This is a genomic window from Solidesulfovibrio alcoholivorans DSM 5433, from assembly GCF_000702665.1.
In the GTDB taxonomy this organism is placed as follows: domain Bacteria; phylum Desulfobacterota; class Desulfovibrionia; order Desulfovibrionales; family Desulfovibrionaceae; genus Solidesulfovibrio; species Solidesulfovibrio alcoholivorans.
Map to the genome: position 1 here is coordinate 107,555 of NZ_JNJA01000012.1, position 15,776 is coordinate 123,330.

The 15,776-nt window shown below is 59.4% G+C and carries 11 protein-coding genes and 1 tRNA gene; 8 read left to right on the forward strand and 4 right to left on the reverse strand.

Translation table 11 applies throughout. From position 1 onward, the window contains the following. The first annotated feature begins 14 nt into the window (after positions 1-14). The 5 genes from Q368_RS0117670 (at position 15) to Q368_RS0117690 (ending at position 8,528) form a co-directional block, all read left to right on the forward strand. Positions 15-1,229: an alpha-hydroxy-acid oxidizing protein gene (locus Q368_RS0117670; protein ID WP_245611384.1), complete on the forward strand. Its 1,215-nt coding sequence runs from the start codon at positions 15-17 to the stop codon at positions 1,227-1,229. After that, positions 1,226-3,100 carry a cytochrome c3 family protein gene (locus tag Q368_RS24110; RefSeq protein WP_052360267.1) on the forward strand — a complete coding sequence of 625 codons (1,875 nt, stop codon included), beginning with the start codon at positions 1,226-1,228 and terminating at the stop codon, positions 3,098-3,100. Before Q368_RS0117670 ends, Q368_RS24110 begins: the two co-directional genes overlap by 4 nt. Positions 3,101-3,355: 255 nt before the next feature. Then, positions 3,356-3,940 (forward strand): TetR/AcrR family transcriptional regulator, encoded by a 585-nt coding sequence (locus Q368_RS0117680; protein WP_245611385.1) that lies wholly within the window; start codon positions 3,356-3,358, stop codon positions 3,938-3,940. Positions 3,941-4,172: 232 nt separating this feature from the next. Further along, a complete protein-coding gene (locus tag Q368_RS0117685; protein ID WP_245611386.1) occupies positions 4,173-5,372 on the forward strand; it encodes an efflux RND transporter periplasmic adaptor subunit in 1,200 nt (399 codons plus the stop codon). Next, positions 5,373-8,528: an efflux RND transporter permease subunit gene (locus Q368_RS0117690; protein ID WP_029460373.1), complete on the forward strand. Its 3,156-nt coding sequence runs from the start codon at positions 5,373-5,375 to the stop codon at positions 8,526-8,528. It begins immediately after the preceding gene. Positions 8,529-8,645: 117 nt separating this feature from the next. On the opposite strand, the gene Q368_RS0117695 is transcribed toward Q368_RS0117690, so the two are convergent. Then, positions 8,646-9,167, reverse strand: a complete 522-nt coding sequence (locus Q368_RS0117695; RefSeq protein ID WP_245611387.1) for a GNAT family N-acetyltransferase — start codon at positions 9,165-9,167, stop codon at positions 8,646-8,648. A gap of 403 nt (positions 9,168-9,570) precedes the next feature. Between Q368_RS0117695 and Q368_RS0117700 the strand changes: the two genes are divergently transcribed. Then, positions 9,571-9,647 (forward strand) — tRNA-Pro (locus Q368_RS0117700). A gap of 197 nt (positions 9,648-9,844) precedes the next feature. On the opposite strand, the gene Q368_RS24885 is transcribed toward Q368_RS0117700, so the two are convergent. Both Q368_RS24885 and Q368_RS0117705 read right to left on the reverse strand, forming a co-directional pair. Next, complete coding sequence (locus Q368_RS24885) at positions 9,845-13,969, reverse strand: HigA family addiction module antitoxin (protein ID WP_084158880.1); 4,125 nt, start codon at positions 13,967-13,969, stop codon at positions 9,845-9,847. 170 nt (positions 13,970-14,139) lie between these two features. After that, the gene (locus Q368_RS0117705; RefSeq protein ID WP_029460375.1) at positions 14,140-14,463 is read right to left on the reverse strand and encodes a tyrosine-type recombinase/integrase; all 324 of its coding nucleotides are present in this window, start codon (positions 14,461-14,463) and stop codon (positions 14,140-14,142) included. A gap of 191 nt (positions 14,464-14,654) precedes the next feature. Here Q368_RS0117705 and Q368_RS25910 point away from each other — a divergent pair, with 191 nt between their 5' ends. Further along, positions 14,655-15,011 (forward strand): hypothetical protein, encoded by a 357-nt coding sequence (locus Q368_RS25910; protein ID WP_156955784.1) that lies wholly within the window; start codon positions 14,655-14,657, stop codon positions 15,009-15,011. A 78-nt stretch (positions 15,012-15,089) separates the two neighbouring features. Here Q368_RS25910 and Q368_RS0117710 read toward each other — a convergent pair whose 3' ends face one another. Beyond that, positions 15,090-15,494: a tyrosine-type recombinase/integrase gene (locus Q368_RS0117710; RefSeq protein ID WP_342665713.1), complete on the reverse strand. Its 405-nt coding sequence runs from the start codon at positions 15,492-15,494 to the stop codon at positions 15,090-15,092. 41 nt (positions 15,495-15,535) lie between these two features. Here Q368_RS0117710 and Q368_RS0117715 point away from each other — a divergent pair. After that, the coding region (locus Q368_RS0117715) for a transposase (protein ID WP_029460377.1) at positions 15,536-15,776 on the forward strand (241 nt) is incomplete at its 3' end.

The window sequence follows — 15,776 nt, forward strand, 5'->3', positions numbered from 1 at the left end:
AAAAGGCGTTTCACATGACCAAGGACATGCACGATACGGAATCTGCGACCCGTCGCAACTTCATCAAGGCCGGCGTGGCGGCGGGCGTGGGCGCGCTGCTCTCGCCGCTTATCGTCAAGACCGCCCAGGCCGCGGCCGAGGCCGCCCCCGCCGTTGCGGCCGCCGCCGCTCCGGCCGCCAACGACAAGCCCAAGCTCAAGATCGGCGACGTGCTGCGCGTGGCCCGGGAAAAGCTCTACCCCATCTGCCGCGTCTGCCCCGAGTGCGACGGCGTGGCCTGCGCCGGCGAGGTGCCGGGCATGGGCGGCATCGGCTCCGGCCAGGCATTCAAAAACAACTACAACGCCCTCAACAGGATCGACCTCGTCATGCGGACCTTCCATGACGTGAAAAAGCCCGACCTCGGCACCACCCTGTTCGGGCACAAGCTGTCCATGCCCGTGACCTCGGCCGTCACCGGCGGCGTCACCTACAACATGGGCGGCAAGATGACCGAGGAGGAATACGTGACGGCCATCCTCGGCGGCTGCATGGACGCCGGCACCCTCGGCTGGGTGGCGGACGGCATCGGCGACAAGATGGACGTGTTCGAGCGCCGCATCGCCGTGCTCAAGGAGAAATTCGGCGGCAACGCCATCGTCACCATCAAGCCCAAGACCAACGACGAGATCATCAAGCGTTTCCGCATGGTCGAGGAAGCCGGCGGCATCGCCGTGGCCATCGACATCGACTCCGCCGGCCGCGCCGCCCGGGCCGTGCCCGGCCAGACCGTGGAGCCCAAGACGCCCAGACAGCTGGCCGAACTCGCCAAATCCACCAAGCTGCCGTTTATCATCAAGGGCATCATGACCGTGGAGGAGGCGAAGATCGCCGTGGACGTGGGCGCGCGCGGCATCGCCGTGTCCAACCACGGCGGGCGCGTGCTCGACTACACCCCGGCCACGGCCACGGTGCTGCCGGCCATCGCCGACGCGGTGAAGGGCAAGGCCGTGATCCTGGTGGACGGCGCGGTGCGCCGGGGCCAGGACGTGCTCAAATACCTGGCCATGGGCGCGGACGTGTGCCTGTGCGGCCGGCCGCTGGTGCGCGGGGCGCACGGCGCGGGCCGCGACGGGGTGGCGCTCATGATGCACATCATCAAGGACGAGCTTACCGTGGCCATGACCCTGACCGGCGTCGCCAGCGTGAAAAACGTCCCCGCCAACGTCATCACCAAGGGGCAGGCATGAAACGAGCCTGGAGTCTCCTGCTCCTGGCTCTCCTGACCGCCTGGCCGGGGACCTCCCTGGCGACTGACGGAGGGAAATCCCTGCGCTACGGCGGCGGAGGCCAGGGGACCGTCATGTTCGACGGCAGGCTGCATGCGTCCAAGGGCTTTCGGTGCGCGGACTGCCACACGAAGCTCTTCGAAACCAAGAAAGTGGCCCATATCGCCATGGCCGACCACTTCACGGACAAGGCCTGCTTCAAATGCCACAACAATAACAACAAAACGGATCCGTTGACCGCCTCGCGCGACTGCGCCACCTGCCATCGCAAGGTGGCCTCGAACCCCGAAACCTCGACCGACGCCATGGGCGGCGTCGTCGCCACGGCCTTTAGCGGCGACGACGCGGCCAGGGACATCCTGCTCTCCGGCAAGCAGGGGGCCACGGCGCAAAGCACGGCATGCCTGTCCTGCCACGGCGCGGCAACGCCCCCCAAACCCGTGACCGAGCGTGGCAAGACCCTGAACCTCCACGTGGACGTGGCCGGCTACCTGCACGGCACCCACGCCAACCTGCCCTGCGCCACCTGCCACACCGGCACCAAGGGCACGGAGAGCTTCCTCGAGCGTCCGCACGCCGTGGCCCGGCCCGACGACAACACCTGCCTGTCGTGCCACAACGTGGGCCTGTCGCACCAGATCAAGGCCTTCCGCCAGAGCGCCCATGTGGAAAAGCTCAAGGACAAGGTATCCTGCGACAGCTGCCACACGCCGCACGCCCAGCCCAGGAAGCCGCAGCAGGTGGCCTACGCGTCCCTGGCCGCCATGTACAACGCCCAGTGCCTGGCCTGTCACGCCGATGCGGCCAGGCTCAAGGAACTCTCGGGCAAATCCGTGCCCGACGCCAAGGCGGCGCATGCGTTCCTGCCCAACTGGAGCGCGCACAACCGCTCCGTCATGTGCGTGGAATGCCATACCCCGGTGGCCGATCCCAACGACCACCTGATCGGCGAAAAGAAGACCGCGGTGCGCGACTGCTCCACCTGCCACACCGCTCCGGGCAAGTCCCTGATCGTGGCGCGGGCGACCCCGCACGTGGGCGGCGCGGCCCCCGTGACCTCGGGCTACTTCCCGCCCAACCAGGTAGCCCCGGTGCTGAGCGCCGTCGGCGGCACGGCCGTCAGCGGCGTGTTCGCCCTGGCACTGCTGCACGGTCTCGGCCGGGCCTTCCCGCGCCGCAGGCACGGCGCGCTGGTCGCGGAGTGCATGTACCCGGCCTTCGTACGCGCCACCCACTGGATAAACGCCGGCCTGTTCGTCCTCCTCGGCTACACGGGCCTGTCCGTGCGCTTCCAGGAGGCGTCCTGGGCGCTCGGGCTCGAGCCGGCGACGCGCATCCACAACGTCTGCGGCATCCTGCTCGCTTGCAACTTCCTGGCCTACGTCATCCGGGCCCTGGTCACGGGCGACATCCGCCAGTACCTGCCCGGGGGCCAGGGCGGCCTCAAACCGTTGTTGGTCCAGGCACGCTACTACTGCTCCGGCATCTTCCGGGGCGGGCCGCATCCCTATCCGGTGACGCCGGAGCGCCGCTTCAATCCGCTCCAGCGCGCGACGTACCTGGTCGTGTTCCTCATCGGCATGCCGGTGCTGCTCGCCTCCGGCGCGCTGCTGCTCATGCCGGAGGCCGTGACGGTCGCCATCGCGCCGCGTCGGTTCCTGGTTGCGGCGCACGTGAGCATCGTCATCGGTTTCGCGCTGTTCTTCGTCGGCCACCTCTACCTGGCCACGACCGGCGCGACGCCGCTGAGCCTGATCCGGGGCATGGTGACGGGCCGGCACGAACACCCTGCGGACGAGCGCCCCGCGCCCAAGAAATCCGCAAACGATTAACCCTTCGATCGACGCGCAGGCTCGATCGGACACGGCACAACGGGCGCCGGTGCTGCTGCACCGACGCCCGTTCCTGTCCTGCGTGACACAAGATGTTCGCTTGGCGGATTATGCCTGACGCGCGCGCTTCACGCCGTGCAACCGGTTGAGCCATGCCCTCCTCGGCCGGCGGATCGTTCTTGACAGACTCCGGAAAAGGGTTTCTTAAACGATCGTTCAACAGCAAGCCCGCGAGACGCCATGGCCGCTCCGAACATGCGTAAAAAAATCCTTGTCGCCGCGTCGCAGCTCTTCGCCGCCGAAGGCTACAGCGCGGTTTCCATGCGCCGCATCGCCACGGCCGTCGGCGTGACGCAGGCGAATCTCTATTATTATTTCAAGGACAAGGAAGAACTTGTCCGCTCCGTGCTGACCTTCGTGTTCAGCGGCAGAAGCCGGTCCCTGGGAGATATCCTCGAAAGCGGCGAGGATACGGAACAGTGCCTGGAAAACGCCATTTCCTGGTTTCTGACGCTGCTGTTTCGGGACACCGTCTCGACGAAGCTCTTTTTCCGGGAACTGCTGACGGACGACAGGGACCGTTTGCAGTTCCTCACGGAAAGCGTTTTCCAGGACTCCTTCGACAGTCTGGCGCGGGTCCTCGACGCGTATCTGCATACGGCGGACCCCGTCCATGCGGCAATCTTCCTGACGAGCGCGCTCATCGGATATTGCCAGTTTTCCGGCATCGTTTCGCACCTGCATGGCGCAAAGCCGGAATATGTCGAACCGCAGGTCATCACGCGGTATCTGATGCAGCAACTGCGCAGATTCGCCAAGCAGCCTGCCTTGCCTCAATAAAGCGCGGTTGGGGTTTGCGGCAGGGGATGTCGGACATGTTTTGTTTCCATGTTAACCACGACGGGCGCACGCGCGCAGGGACGCCGGCCGGCCACGGCATGGGCGGACGTCCCCTGCCCCCGCCCGTCGCAGACGGCGGACAACGCCGGAAAGGGGCGGCGCAACGCCTGCGATACCGTCCCGGATGTCCCGTAACGGCAGTCGGAGGTTCCTGATGCAACGCCGAGGAAGTTTGTCTCCCTGCGCACGCGCGCTGGCGGTCTGCGCGTGTCTCGTCCTTTTTGCCGGTTGCAGCCGCGAGCAGCAGGCCGGCCAGCAACGCCCCACGCCGGAAGTCTCCACCGTGACCGTCGCGCCGCGCGAGGTCGCGCTTTCCACCGAACTGTCCGGGCGCACCTCCGCGTACCGGATCGCCGAGATCCGTCCGCGCGTCAGCGGGCTCGTCGAAAAGCGCCTGTTCACGGAAGGCTCCAACGTCAAGGAAGGGCAGGTGCTCTACCAGATCGATCCCGCCCCGTTCACGGCGGAGCTCGACAACGCCCAGGCCGCGTTGGCCGAGGCCAAGGCCAAGCTGCCGACCACGAGCCTGCGCGCCTCGCGCTACAAGGCCCTGGTCTCCCACAGCGCACTCAGCCAGCAGGATTACGACGACGCGGCCTCCAACCTCGATCAGGTCAAGGCCAGCATCACGTCCCTGGAGGCCCGGGTGGAAACGGCGCGCATCAACCTGGGCTACACCAAGGTCGTCGCGCCCATCTCGGGGCGCATCGGCAAGTCCAGCGTGACCGACGGGGCCATCGTCACGGCCTACCAGGCCACGGCCCTGGCGACCATCCAGCAGCTGGACCCCATCTACGTGGACGTGCCCCAATCCACCGCCGACATGCTGCGCATGAAGGCCCGCTTCAAGGAGGGGCTGCTCAATCCGCAGGAAAAGGACCACGACAAGGTCCGGCTCATCCTGGAGGACGGCAAGCCCTATCCGCTGGAGGGCACGCTCCAGTTCAGCGACGTCAGCGTGGACCCCACCACCGGCTCGGTCATCCTGCGCCTGATCTTCCCCAACCCGGAAGGCGACATCCTGCCGGGCATGTTCGTCAAGGCCGTGATCCGGGAAGGCGTCAACCCCAAGGCCATCCTCGTGCCCCAGCAGGGCGTGTCCCGGGACGCCAAGGGCAACCCGTACGCGCTGCTGGTCGATGCGGAAAACAAGGTCGTCCTGCGCCAACTGACGCTCGACCGGGCCATCGGCAACGAGTGGCTCGTCGCGGACGGCCTCGCCCCGGGCGACCGGGTGATCGTCGAGGGCCTGCAGATGCTGCGGCCCGGGACCGTGGTCAAGGCCACGGCCCTGGCCCAGGGCGACCCCAAAAGCGCCGGGGAAGGCCATGCCGAGGCCAAACCGGCGAAACAGGGTGCGGAGGGCAAGTAAATGCTCTCGAAATTCTTCCTGGACCGGCCCGTCTTCGCCTGGGTCATCGCCATCATCCTGCTCTCCCTGGGCGGGCTCGCCATCTACAGCATGCCCATCGCCCAGTATCCGCCCATCGCGCCCCCCTCCATCGCCATCACCGCCTATTATCCCGGCGCTTCGGCGGAAACGGTGGAAAACACCGTGACCCAGATCATCGAGCAGAAGATGACGGGCCTCGACGGCATGCTCTATTTGAGCGGCTCCAGTTCCGCCTCCGGCGAGGCCAGGCTCGAAATGACCTTCGCCCCGGGAACCGACCCGGACATCGCCTGGTCCAAGGTGCAAAACAAGCTGCAGCTGGCCATGGCCAGCCTGCCCGACGAAGTGCAGCGTTCCGGGGTCAAGGTCAGCAAGTCCACCCGCAACTACCTCATCGTCGTCGGGCTGATCTCCGAGGACGGCAGCATGCGCGGCGAGGACCTGCGCGACTATGCCCAGTCCACCCTGGAAAAGGTCCTTTCCCGGGTGCCCGGGGTGGGCGAAGTGGAAAACTTCGGCACCCAGTACGCCATGCGCGTCTGGCTCGACCCCGACAAGCTCAACAGCTTCAGCCTGACCGTCAGCGACGTCATCACGGCCCTGTCCGCCTACAACGTCGAGGTTTCCGCCGGCCAGTTCGGCGGCGCGCCGGCCGTGCCGGGACAACGCCTCAACTCCCCCATCATCGTACAGCACCTGCTGCAAAAACCCGAGGAATTCGCCGCGATTCCGCTGCGCATCAACCAGGACGGCTCCGTGGTGCGCATCAAGGACGTGGGGCGCACGGAACTGGGCTCCGAGCGCTCCGACATCGTGGGCTTCCACAACGGCCGCCCGTCGGCGGCCATGGCCATCCGCCAGGCTTCCGGGGCCAATGCGTTGAGCACGGCCGCGGCCATCAAGGCGAAGATGGAGGAGATGAGCCGCTATTTCCCCCATGGCATGAAGGTGGTCTACCCCTACGACACCACACCCTTCACCCAGGTGGCCATCCACGAGGTGGTCAAGACCTTGTTTGAGGCCGTGGTGCTCGTCTTCCTGATCATGTTTCTTTTCATGGGCAACATCCGGGCCACGCTCATTCCGACCATCGCCGTGCCCGTGGTGCTCATGGGCACGTTCGCGGTGCTCAACTTCTGCGGCTACTCCATCAACATGCTGACCATGTTCGCCATGGTGCTGGCCATCGGCCTGCTGGTCGACGACGCCATCGTGGTGGTGGAAAACGTCGAGCGGATCATGTCCGAGGAGGGGCTTTCCCCGCGGGAGGCCACGGCCAAGTCCATGGACGAGATCACGAGCGCCCTTGTCGGCATCGGCCTCGTGCTCTCGGCCGTCTTCGGCCCCATGGCCTTTTTCCAGGGTTCCACCGGCGTGCTCTACCGCCAGTTTTCCATCACGCTGATCGCCGCCATGATGCTGTCGGTGGTGGTGGCGTTGGTTCTGACCCCGGTCCTTTGCGCCACGTTTTTAAAACCCGTGGCCAAAGGGCACGAACCTTCGGAAAACGTGGTTTTTTTCCTGCGGCCCTTCTTCCGCTGGTTCGATCGGATTTTTTTCGGCGTCCGTGCCGCCTATGTGCGGCTGGTGGGCCATTCCTTTTCCCGGTCCGCGCGCTACATCCTGTTGTATTGCGTCATCGTGGCCACGGTCGGATACTTGTTCCACCGCATGGCCACCTCCTATATCCCGGACGAGGACCAGGGCATCCTGGTCGTCCAGGCCACGCTGCCGCCGGGTTCGACCACCCTGGAACAGACCCAGGCCGTCATGGGCAAGGTCAGGAAGTATTTTCTGGAGCAGGAAAAGGACGCCGTGGAATCCTTCATGGACATCTCCGGCGTCAGTTTCGGCGGCCAGGGGCAGAACATGGCGCTCGGGTTCGTCAAGCTCAAGGACTGGGATCTGCGCCCGGGCGAGCACAACAAGGTCAAGGCCATAGCCGGCCGGGCCATGCGGACGTTTTCCGGAATCAAGGAAGCGCAGGTGTATGCCTTTCCGCCGCCGCCGGTGGTGGAACTCGGCATGGCCAGCGGTTTCGACTTCGAGTTGCAGGATCGCGGCGGACTGGGCCATGACCAGCTCATGGCCGCGCGCAACCAGCTCATCGGCATGGCGCGGCACGACCCGCGGCTGGTCAAGGTGCGGCCCAACGGCATGGAGGACGCGCCGGAATACCATCTCGACGTGGATTGGGACAAGGCCGGGGCGCTCGGCGTGCCCATCGACTCCATCCATACGACCATTGCCGCGGCCTTCGGCAGTTCCTACGTCAACAACTTCGTCCAGGGTGGCCGGGTCAAGCAGGTCTACGTCCAGGCCGACGCGCCCTACCGCATGCTGCCCCAGGATTTGAGCAAGCTCTACGTGCGCAACACCGCAGGCAAAATGGTTCCGGTGTCCGCCTTCGCCACGGGGCGCTGGACCGTGGGCTCGCCCAAGCTCGAGCGCTACAACGCCTTCCCGTCCATCGACATCTGGGGCGAGCCCGCGCCCGGGCACAGCACCGGCGAGGCCATGGCCCTCATGGAATCCTTCGCCGCCAAGCTGCCCCAGGGCATCGGCTTCGACTGGACGGGGCTGTCCTACCAGGAACGCATGGCCACGGCCCAAGGGCCGATCCTCTACGCCTTCTCCATCTTCGTGATCTTTCTCTGCGTGGCCGCCCTGTACGAGAGCTGGACCATCCCCATCGTCAACATGCTGATGCTGCCCCTCGGCGTCCTCGGCGCGATCGTGGCCACGTCCTGGCGGGGCTTCCCCAACGACGTGTATTTCCAGATCGGCTTCCTCACCACCCTGGGCCTGTCCACGAAAAACGCCATCCTGATCATCCAGTTCATCCAGGAGCGCATGGGGCATGGGGAAGGGCTCGTCGCGGCGACGCTCGGCGCGGTCAAGACCCGGTTTCGGCCGGTGATGATGACTTCCCTGGCCTTTTTCTTCGGCGTGTTGCCCCTGGCCATCGCCAGCGGCGCCGGGGCCGGGGCCATGAACGCCATCGGCACGGCCGTGTGCGGCGGCATGCTTTCCGCCACCTTCATCGACCTCATCTTCATCCCGCTGTTCTTCGTCTTGGTGTCCCGGCTGTTCCAGGGCCGCAAGCAGGAACAGCCCGGCCGCGAAACGCCGTAACAAACGGGTGCGGCAAGCGGTTCGGCGCATTCGTGGAGAGGACTGACGAAGCAGGGAGCGCATCGTGCGCCGCCTGATATTCTGCGGGACTTCCGGGTCCTCGTTGTCGCTCCCTGCTCAGGTTTGCTTGTGCGAGAGGCCCGAGCCGTCACTGAGGCACGGCAAAAGTGCTTTGGCCATGAGGCACACCGGCAAGGCCACGCCGCCGGGCAAGGGACGTGTGGCCAAGCGCACCACCGCATAGCCGTGGCGCAAGTAGAACGGCAGGGCGTTGCGCGAGGCGGTGACACCCAGGCCGGCGATGCCGTCTGCCCAGGCGATGCCTTCGACGGCGGCGAGGAGGCGCGCACCTGTGCCCGGCGCCGCATCAGGCGCCGTATAGAGCAGGCTCAGTTCGCAGCCCGTAAGGCCAGCGATGCCGTGGATGGCCGCGTCGGAGGCGGCCACGAAAAGGCGGTTCCGGTCGTCTGCGAGCATGACCGAAAAGCGCTCCGGCGTTCCCCGCGCGGCCCAGGCCGCCCTCTCGCGCGGGCCGTAGCTGTCGCGTGCCTTGGCCTCGATGGCGGCGGCGAACACCCTGGACATGGCCGCAACATCTTCGGGTAGCGCCGGACGGATGGCGGGCGTCGTTGTCTTCACGTCCGCTCCGGCCAGGGGCGAAACAGCGCGGCATGGAGCGGGCGACAGGGTGCGTCGGATGGCGCGCCTGGATTCGCCGCTGACGTGTGGGAGTGTTTGGGCTCCGCGTATGCGGGCATTCGCCGGAAACCGGCGAGGCTTGCGCCTTGGCCCCGGATGCGCGGCATGGCGAAGCAAGCGGCGTATCGTCCGCAGGTCAACCCCGCCGGTTCTCTGCTCAGGGTAGGATGCCTGGGCATGGGTACATGGCTCCTTTGGATGCAAGCCCGCACTGGATAACAGCGGGGTGTCCATCCTGCAATGAAGCCGGCATGAGAGGGACGCCGCAAAAGAAAAGCTGCCGATGGGAATATTCGATATTGACAAAATCGCGTCCACTCCCTAGATTCCGACTCCTTCGTGTCGGGATGTAGCGCAGTCTGGGAGCGCACCTGAATGGGGTTCAGGGGGTCGGAGGTTCAAATCCTCTCATCCCGACCAGTTATTTCAAGGGCTTACGGTGAACAACCGTAGGCCCTTTTCTCGTTGGATAACCGGCTGGATAACCTATTGGCCTGGGATTTCAGGGGAATGGTTATCCGGGGCGACCCCGTTACCCTGGGGTCAGGGGGTCGGTGGATACTCTGGGAAAATCAGACTGCTGTGGATAGTGAGGGATTATCCCGGGATTTCAGACCTCAATGAAGACGGCGATGGATTTCAGCCTCCGTGTCTTCGCGTTTTGCATGATGCTCATACGTGTTCACCAACTTCATGAGGAGCATTGAGGACACGTACGGGTGTGAGATCTGAAGAGCTTGACCCCATTGTTTGTATTTTTCGGCCAATACTCGTTCCTGGTCGCCTCCTTCGCCGCGATATTGAACTCCGCGTGAGTTGATAACGCCTGTATGCATACCCCTCATTATATTCTCCGATTGGATGTCTTCAAGAACCTGTCGGACTGGCTCACAAGGCCATACTCCATCTTGTCCCACAGGCGCATGTGCAAGCAAGTTCCCCAAGCAAATGTCTCCTACGTCGGCACGGCTCATTCCTGCGCAGCCTTGGCGAACTGCCGCAATCCACGATGCTAGACGTTCAGCCTTCGCCTCGTTACGTGCGTCTTGTCCAGGAATCCATTTGATGGCGTGCAATAGTTTGTAACTTCTTTCAGCAATATCCTTGCGACGATCTGATGGGATATGAAGTTCCACAGGATCTTCACCGTCATCACTTCGTTTGTAAATACAACTAATAAGCTGTACGAAAACGTCTGGATGAAACTCAATATGTTTTTCTAAATTGGGGATTCCGTGTTCCCCGGATTTTTCACCCCATGAATGGACAAGTGCATCCAGGAAAGCGAATTCAAGATGAGCCAATTGTTCGCTGGAAATTTCAGAGCTATTCTGTAAATGGATGAAAGCTTCGTCGATGTGGTAATGACTCAATAAGTATTTGTCTGGAAGATCATTTCCGCCTCCAATAATTTCAGTAAGGATGTGGAACAGAACCTTTGGTTCTATTTTTTTTAGGAAGTAGCAGATCGATGAGAAGGCAGCTCGGGGGCGTTTGGCTTTGAGAAGACGTTGAATACTTTCACTGGTCTCTCCTTCGGAGTAGTCCATGCCAGCAGGCTCTACTTCCAACCAATATTTAGCCTGAGCTTCTTCGCTAAGGGCATCGACGAAACCCCATGTAATCCTTCTGAAGGGTGCAAGGATGAGAATGCTAGGTATATCCTCTTCTGGCATATCTGCTATAAGAATTTTTAGGGTCGTTTCGAGCTTGTTGAGATCAGAAATGGCACTTATCGAGCCAGCGATCAGATTTTTGAGAGAAATCAAGCTGTCCGTCTTCTTTAAGAATAATTTGATTGTTAGTTGTAAAAACCGCAATAGATTATCATCAGTCAGCACTTTGTTGGCTAGTAGCCAGCCAATTTGCCAAGATGTGCTTTCACGTTTTGCCAAATCCAAGAGACCATCAAATCCTCGCTGGTCAAAAATTTCGTGCAAAGCTGCAATACGTAGTTTCTGGATATGTTCTTGACGTTTATCGAAGTTAATGCTTTCGATTTGACCCAGTTCGTCGGCAGATTCATCGACCCAAGTATTATGAAATAACCAAGAGTGTTTGTTTATAAGATCTTTTGGTTCAAGCGCCGTGCAAACCTCCTTTGCCTTGTTGGTTAATATAGCCCAACGCTCTTCATTTTTTAGGCGTAAGGCTGCTCGTCTTGAAAGTAATGAAACACGGATCTTTTCTCGCATTGCGGCTTTGTCGGTGTCGCTAGCGTCTTTTGACCATATTTCGATTAGCGTCCAGACACGGTCTTGGTGACTGTCGCTGAGGTTTCGAAGTCGGTCGATAAGATCCGTAAGTGTAACGAAGGTATGTTCTTTCCAACCAAGTGCCATCTCGACCATTTGAATTTGGAAAGTACGGATTGGTTCCCAAGTTGTATAGCTTTCGCCGAACCCGTAACCATCTGGACGCCAGATGGGTTTGTGGCTGTAGGTGCCAAAGTCGGGATAGGTGCTGAACTGCTCAATACATATTTTCCATGCGATGTCGGGGAAGCGCTCTGCCAATTGTTTCATCAGGCTGATACGTTCTTCATGATCGGCAGCGGTTTGTGGCATCCATGCCCGGAAGATTGATTTCAGAGATCGTGTTGGCTTGTTTCCCCAGTTGTCGTTCGGTTCAGATTGAGCCAAACGCGCTAAGATGAAAGCGGCACGAGGCAATGTTGCTCGGCTCCATGAGAGACCTTCTAAAGCCCATAATAAGCCAGTATAACTAGGGCTAGTCCCGAAGATACTCGTATCTGTAGGACGCATAAGACCAAGGACTGCTGGGGTGTCGGTTTTTAAGTCGCATTCGAGGATTGACAGGAACTCATCGGGAGCGGCTTCAGCATATGTCGGGAGGTCGTGGTCATTTGCTTCTAGAATACGGGTTGTTAGCGGTGTTTCAAGTAAGTCACGAACTACCAAACGAGCTTCTAGTTCTGTGTTTACACCAATGCGATCTTCGAAAAGATGACTATGTACAGAAAGTAAAATAAGTGTCTCAGAGATAGACTTTCGGAAACTGCTGGAAAATTCTCTTGTTTTTCCATAAATGGCGGCCGCCCAACGCTGCTCTTCTTCAAGGTCAAGTGAGGGATCATCCTCGCCAAGAACCATGCGGGCCATTGAGAAGTATTGCTTTAAGTCGTCAGGTGTAATTATTCCTGCGATGCTATAAAGGAGGTCTATCTTCGAGATTATGCCTCGATATGTACCGATAGACCATACTGGAGAGTCGTCCTGCTGGGTAAGGCTTTGAATTTCTCTTTCAAGGTTAGCATAGCTACGACTGCCAGCTAATAATTCGAGTCCAATTTTGTCGATCTCGTTTGCGCTATTCCATGCTCCTGCGAAGAAAAAGGGTACGAGGCTTGCTGCGATCTTTTGGTCTTTTGCCCAGTTCGGGGTTCGCACGGCGTCAACTGTTGCGACACGACGACGTAGGACGGTTAATGACCGGCCTGATTCATTCTCAAGTCGTGATATCTCGTCGCGCTTCTTCCCTATTTCCTCTAGTACATTGGTGAACGTTTCGTGGCTGATTGGTTCGAGCGTGATATGAGGGGAAATATTCGCTACGTTGCGCGGATACAGAATTATGGAGGGCACCGACTTTGCGTATGGTGCAAGCTCTCGTTCAACCTCGCGTGTGAACACGACTGGGATGAAGGTTGGCACTCCCTGAGCCAATCGTGGCAATATGCTTGGTTTGTCAAATACCAGTACCCGATCACGGTAGGTAGCAAGTTCTGCGCCGCCAGCTTCGCTCAATATTTGGGCGAGGAAAGCAAGTGCTTCTTCAGTAGAATCTGCTGTTATTATGGTTGGTTCAACTGGTGAATTTGATAAGCGCGAAACTAAAGTATTTTTATAGTTTTCGATAGCTGAGTTGAACAACGCTCCGGGTAACGGTGGCGTTACGACATTTGCCCAGTCTATCCAGCATTTATCGAGCGAACGAACATCTAACGCGGGGATGCCGGTCTCATTGGCAAACCATGCTTGGCCAGGAATAGACTGTTCAATCCATTGTTCAAGATCAATGGCGTCATAAGCGCGAACGTCTTTCCAAAGCCCTTTCGTTTTAGCGGCGTTAATCCACTTAGTCTTTCCAGTCCATCTCCGTGGTGTGACAAATACAAACGTGATCTCATCACGTTTTTTTTGATCAAGATCTTTTACGCTCTTGTCGAAATCTTTGTCGGCCTTTTTGTTGATGTTCTCGTTTGTTCCAAATTCCCATCCGGAAGTTCCAACAGGGATCCAAGGTGTTCCTTCCTCTGTCTCGACAAAGCCGTCCCATCCCGGACGCTCGGCATCATCGTTTCCTGGGAAGTCTACTTTCGTCAGCGAACGACCCGTCGAATGGACCAGTGTCCTTAGGAAGACTGAGAGCCGCGACCGGGCCGGGGTGTTATGGGACACCCACTGCTCGATCTGGTTGGTCTTGATACCAAGAAATGGTGGAACGTATGCTTTTATTTCGGCAGGAGCGCTCTTCTTGTTTGCTTGCGCGGCGTCGAACTTCGATTGCATCTCCAATAGGATCTCACGGGGGTAGTCGAAAGCCTTCCCTAGGCGGGTAGCCATGTCGACCGACAGCGCCGCCTTGCCGTTCAGGAGGTTTGACAAGGCTGGGCGTCCGACGCCTATTAGCTCGGCGGCCTTGGTGACGGTCATTCCCTGTGGGATAACCTCGGCTTTGATGCGGATACCTGGATGTGGAACATCGTTTCGGCCAGCCATCTGTTTCTCCTGAGTTGTTCTGTCCGGGCTCATCGAGAGCTTTGCAGGTTTTGTATCGTGTTGCGCTACACAGTACAATGATTATTTTGATACATGATAACAGCATGTTGTCAATTGAGCTCGCTGCTTTGTTTGCGACTGTCTTGGGGTTTCTCTTTGATTCTAGCGGATTAGGCGTCTGGGAGGGTTGTGCCTTCCTTGGGCTTACTCGGGCTCGGCAGCTTGGCGATGGTCCGCCGCTTCTCGCCGCCGAGCAGGTGGTAGTACTGGTCGACGGTCATTTTGACGCTGGCGTGGCCCATGAGCTTGCTCACGGCCGCGACGTCGCCACCTTCGCGAAGGAGCGTCGTGGCGAACAGGTGCCGGATGTTGAACATGACCACCGGATAGGTCAGGCCGGCCTTTTTCGACGCCGTCTTCAGAGGCCGGCGAAATTTCCGCATCGGCCTGCCATTGTGCTTGATAACGTAGCCGGTCTGGGCCTTCGCCTGCATGGTCTTGAGACGATCGAGAAACTCCGGCGCGGTTGGATGGTGCGGGTGATCTTTGCCTAGTCACATCTTGCCAAACGTTACTGAATGTGATATTTTAACTTAAATGTTCTCATTAATTTTATCCGGCAAATTTTGTAATCAATGTTTAGCTTGGTATCAATAGCGATTGTTCTCTTTATTAGGAGGAAAGTATGCCCAAGGGAAAAAAGAAAGACTTTTCAGAAGGTCTTGAAAATGACAGTTGGCTTAGATCAGCTAACACTAGAGACGGTTTCTGGACTGATGCATATGGAAATATCCTTGAATTGCATGATATGGAATATTCATATCTGTTGAACTGTAGGAAGATGCTGAAGAAAGGATACTTTAGCGAAGAATACAGCCATGACGACAATGAAAGAGCTAATGCAATCGCTAAAGCCAAGCTTTCTGAGATTGAGGAGAAAATTGCTCTGCTAGAGAGAGAACTAGGCAGGCCTATTTATGCGAATCTTTCTCAGGAGCAAAAAAAGAAAATGACATTAAATGGTGTAGGTATTCCTGATTAATATGGATCTAAATATATTTAGCCTTGACATTCTAGGGGTCATCCCGCCGGCTGACCCCGTTTAAATTCCCTTTGTTTTCTAGACAACCGGCGAAGTTTCCACCTCCTTCTCAGACTTCGTCAAGCTCGGCAGCTTCGCGATGGTCCGTCGTTTTTCGTCACCAAGCAGGTGGTAGTACTGGTCGACGGTCATTTTGACGCTGGCATGGCCCATGAGCTTGCTCACGGCCGCAACGTCGCCGCCTTCGCGCAGGAGCGTCGTGGCGAACAGGTGCCGGATGTCGTACATGACCACGGGGTAGGTCAGGCCGGCCTTTTCCGCCGCCGTCTTCAGGGACCGGCGAAATTTGCGCAGCGGCTTGCCCTGGTACTCGACGACGTAGCCGGTCTGGGCCTTCTGCCGCATGGCCTTGAGGCGCTCCAGAAATTCCGGCGCAATCGGGATGACGCGGTTGGTCTGAGGTGGTCGCGGAAAATTGGACAGCCTGCTAAGCTATAGTCCTCAAGCGAGGAGGACGGTTTTCAATGTCCCAGCGACGGAAGTTTTCAGCGGAGTTCAAGGCCAAGGTGGCGCTCGAGGCCCTGTCCGGCGAGTTGACCTTGGCCGAGCTGGCCAGCAAGTACGATGTGCACCCGACGCAGATCGCCGGTTGGAAGCGTCAGGCCAAGGAAGGCATGGTTGCGGCCTTTTCCGGGAAGGCGGCGACGGTGCAGAAGGATGCCGCCGCCGAAATCCGGGAACTCCACGCCAAGATCGGCCAATTGA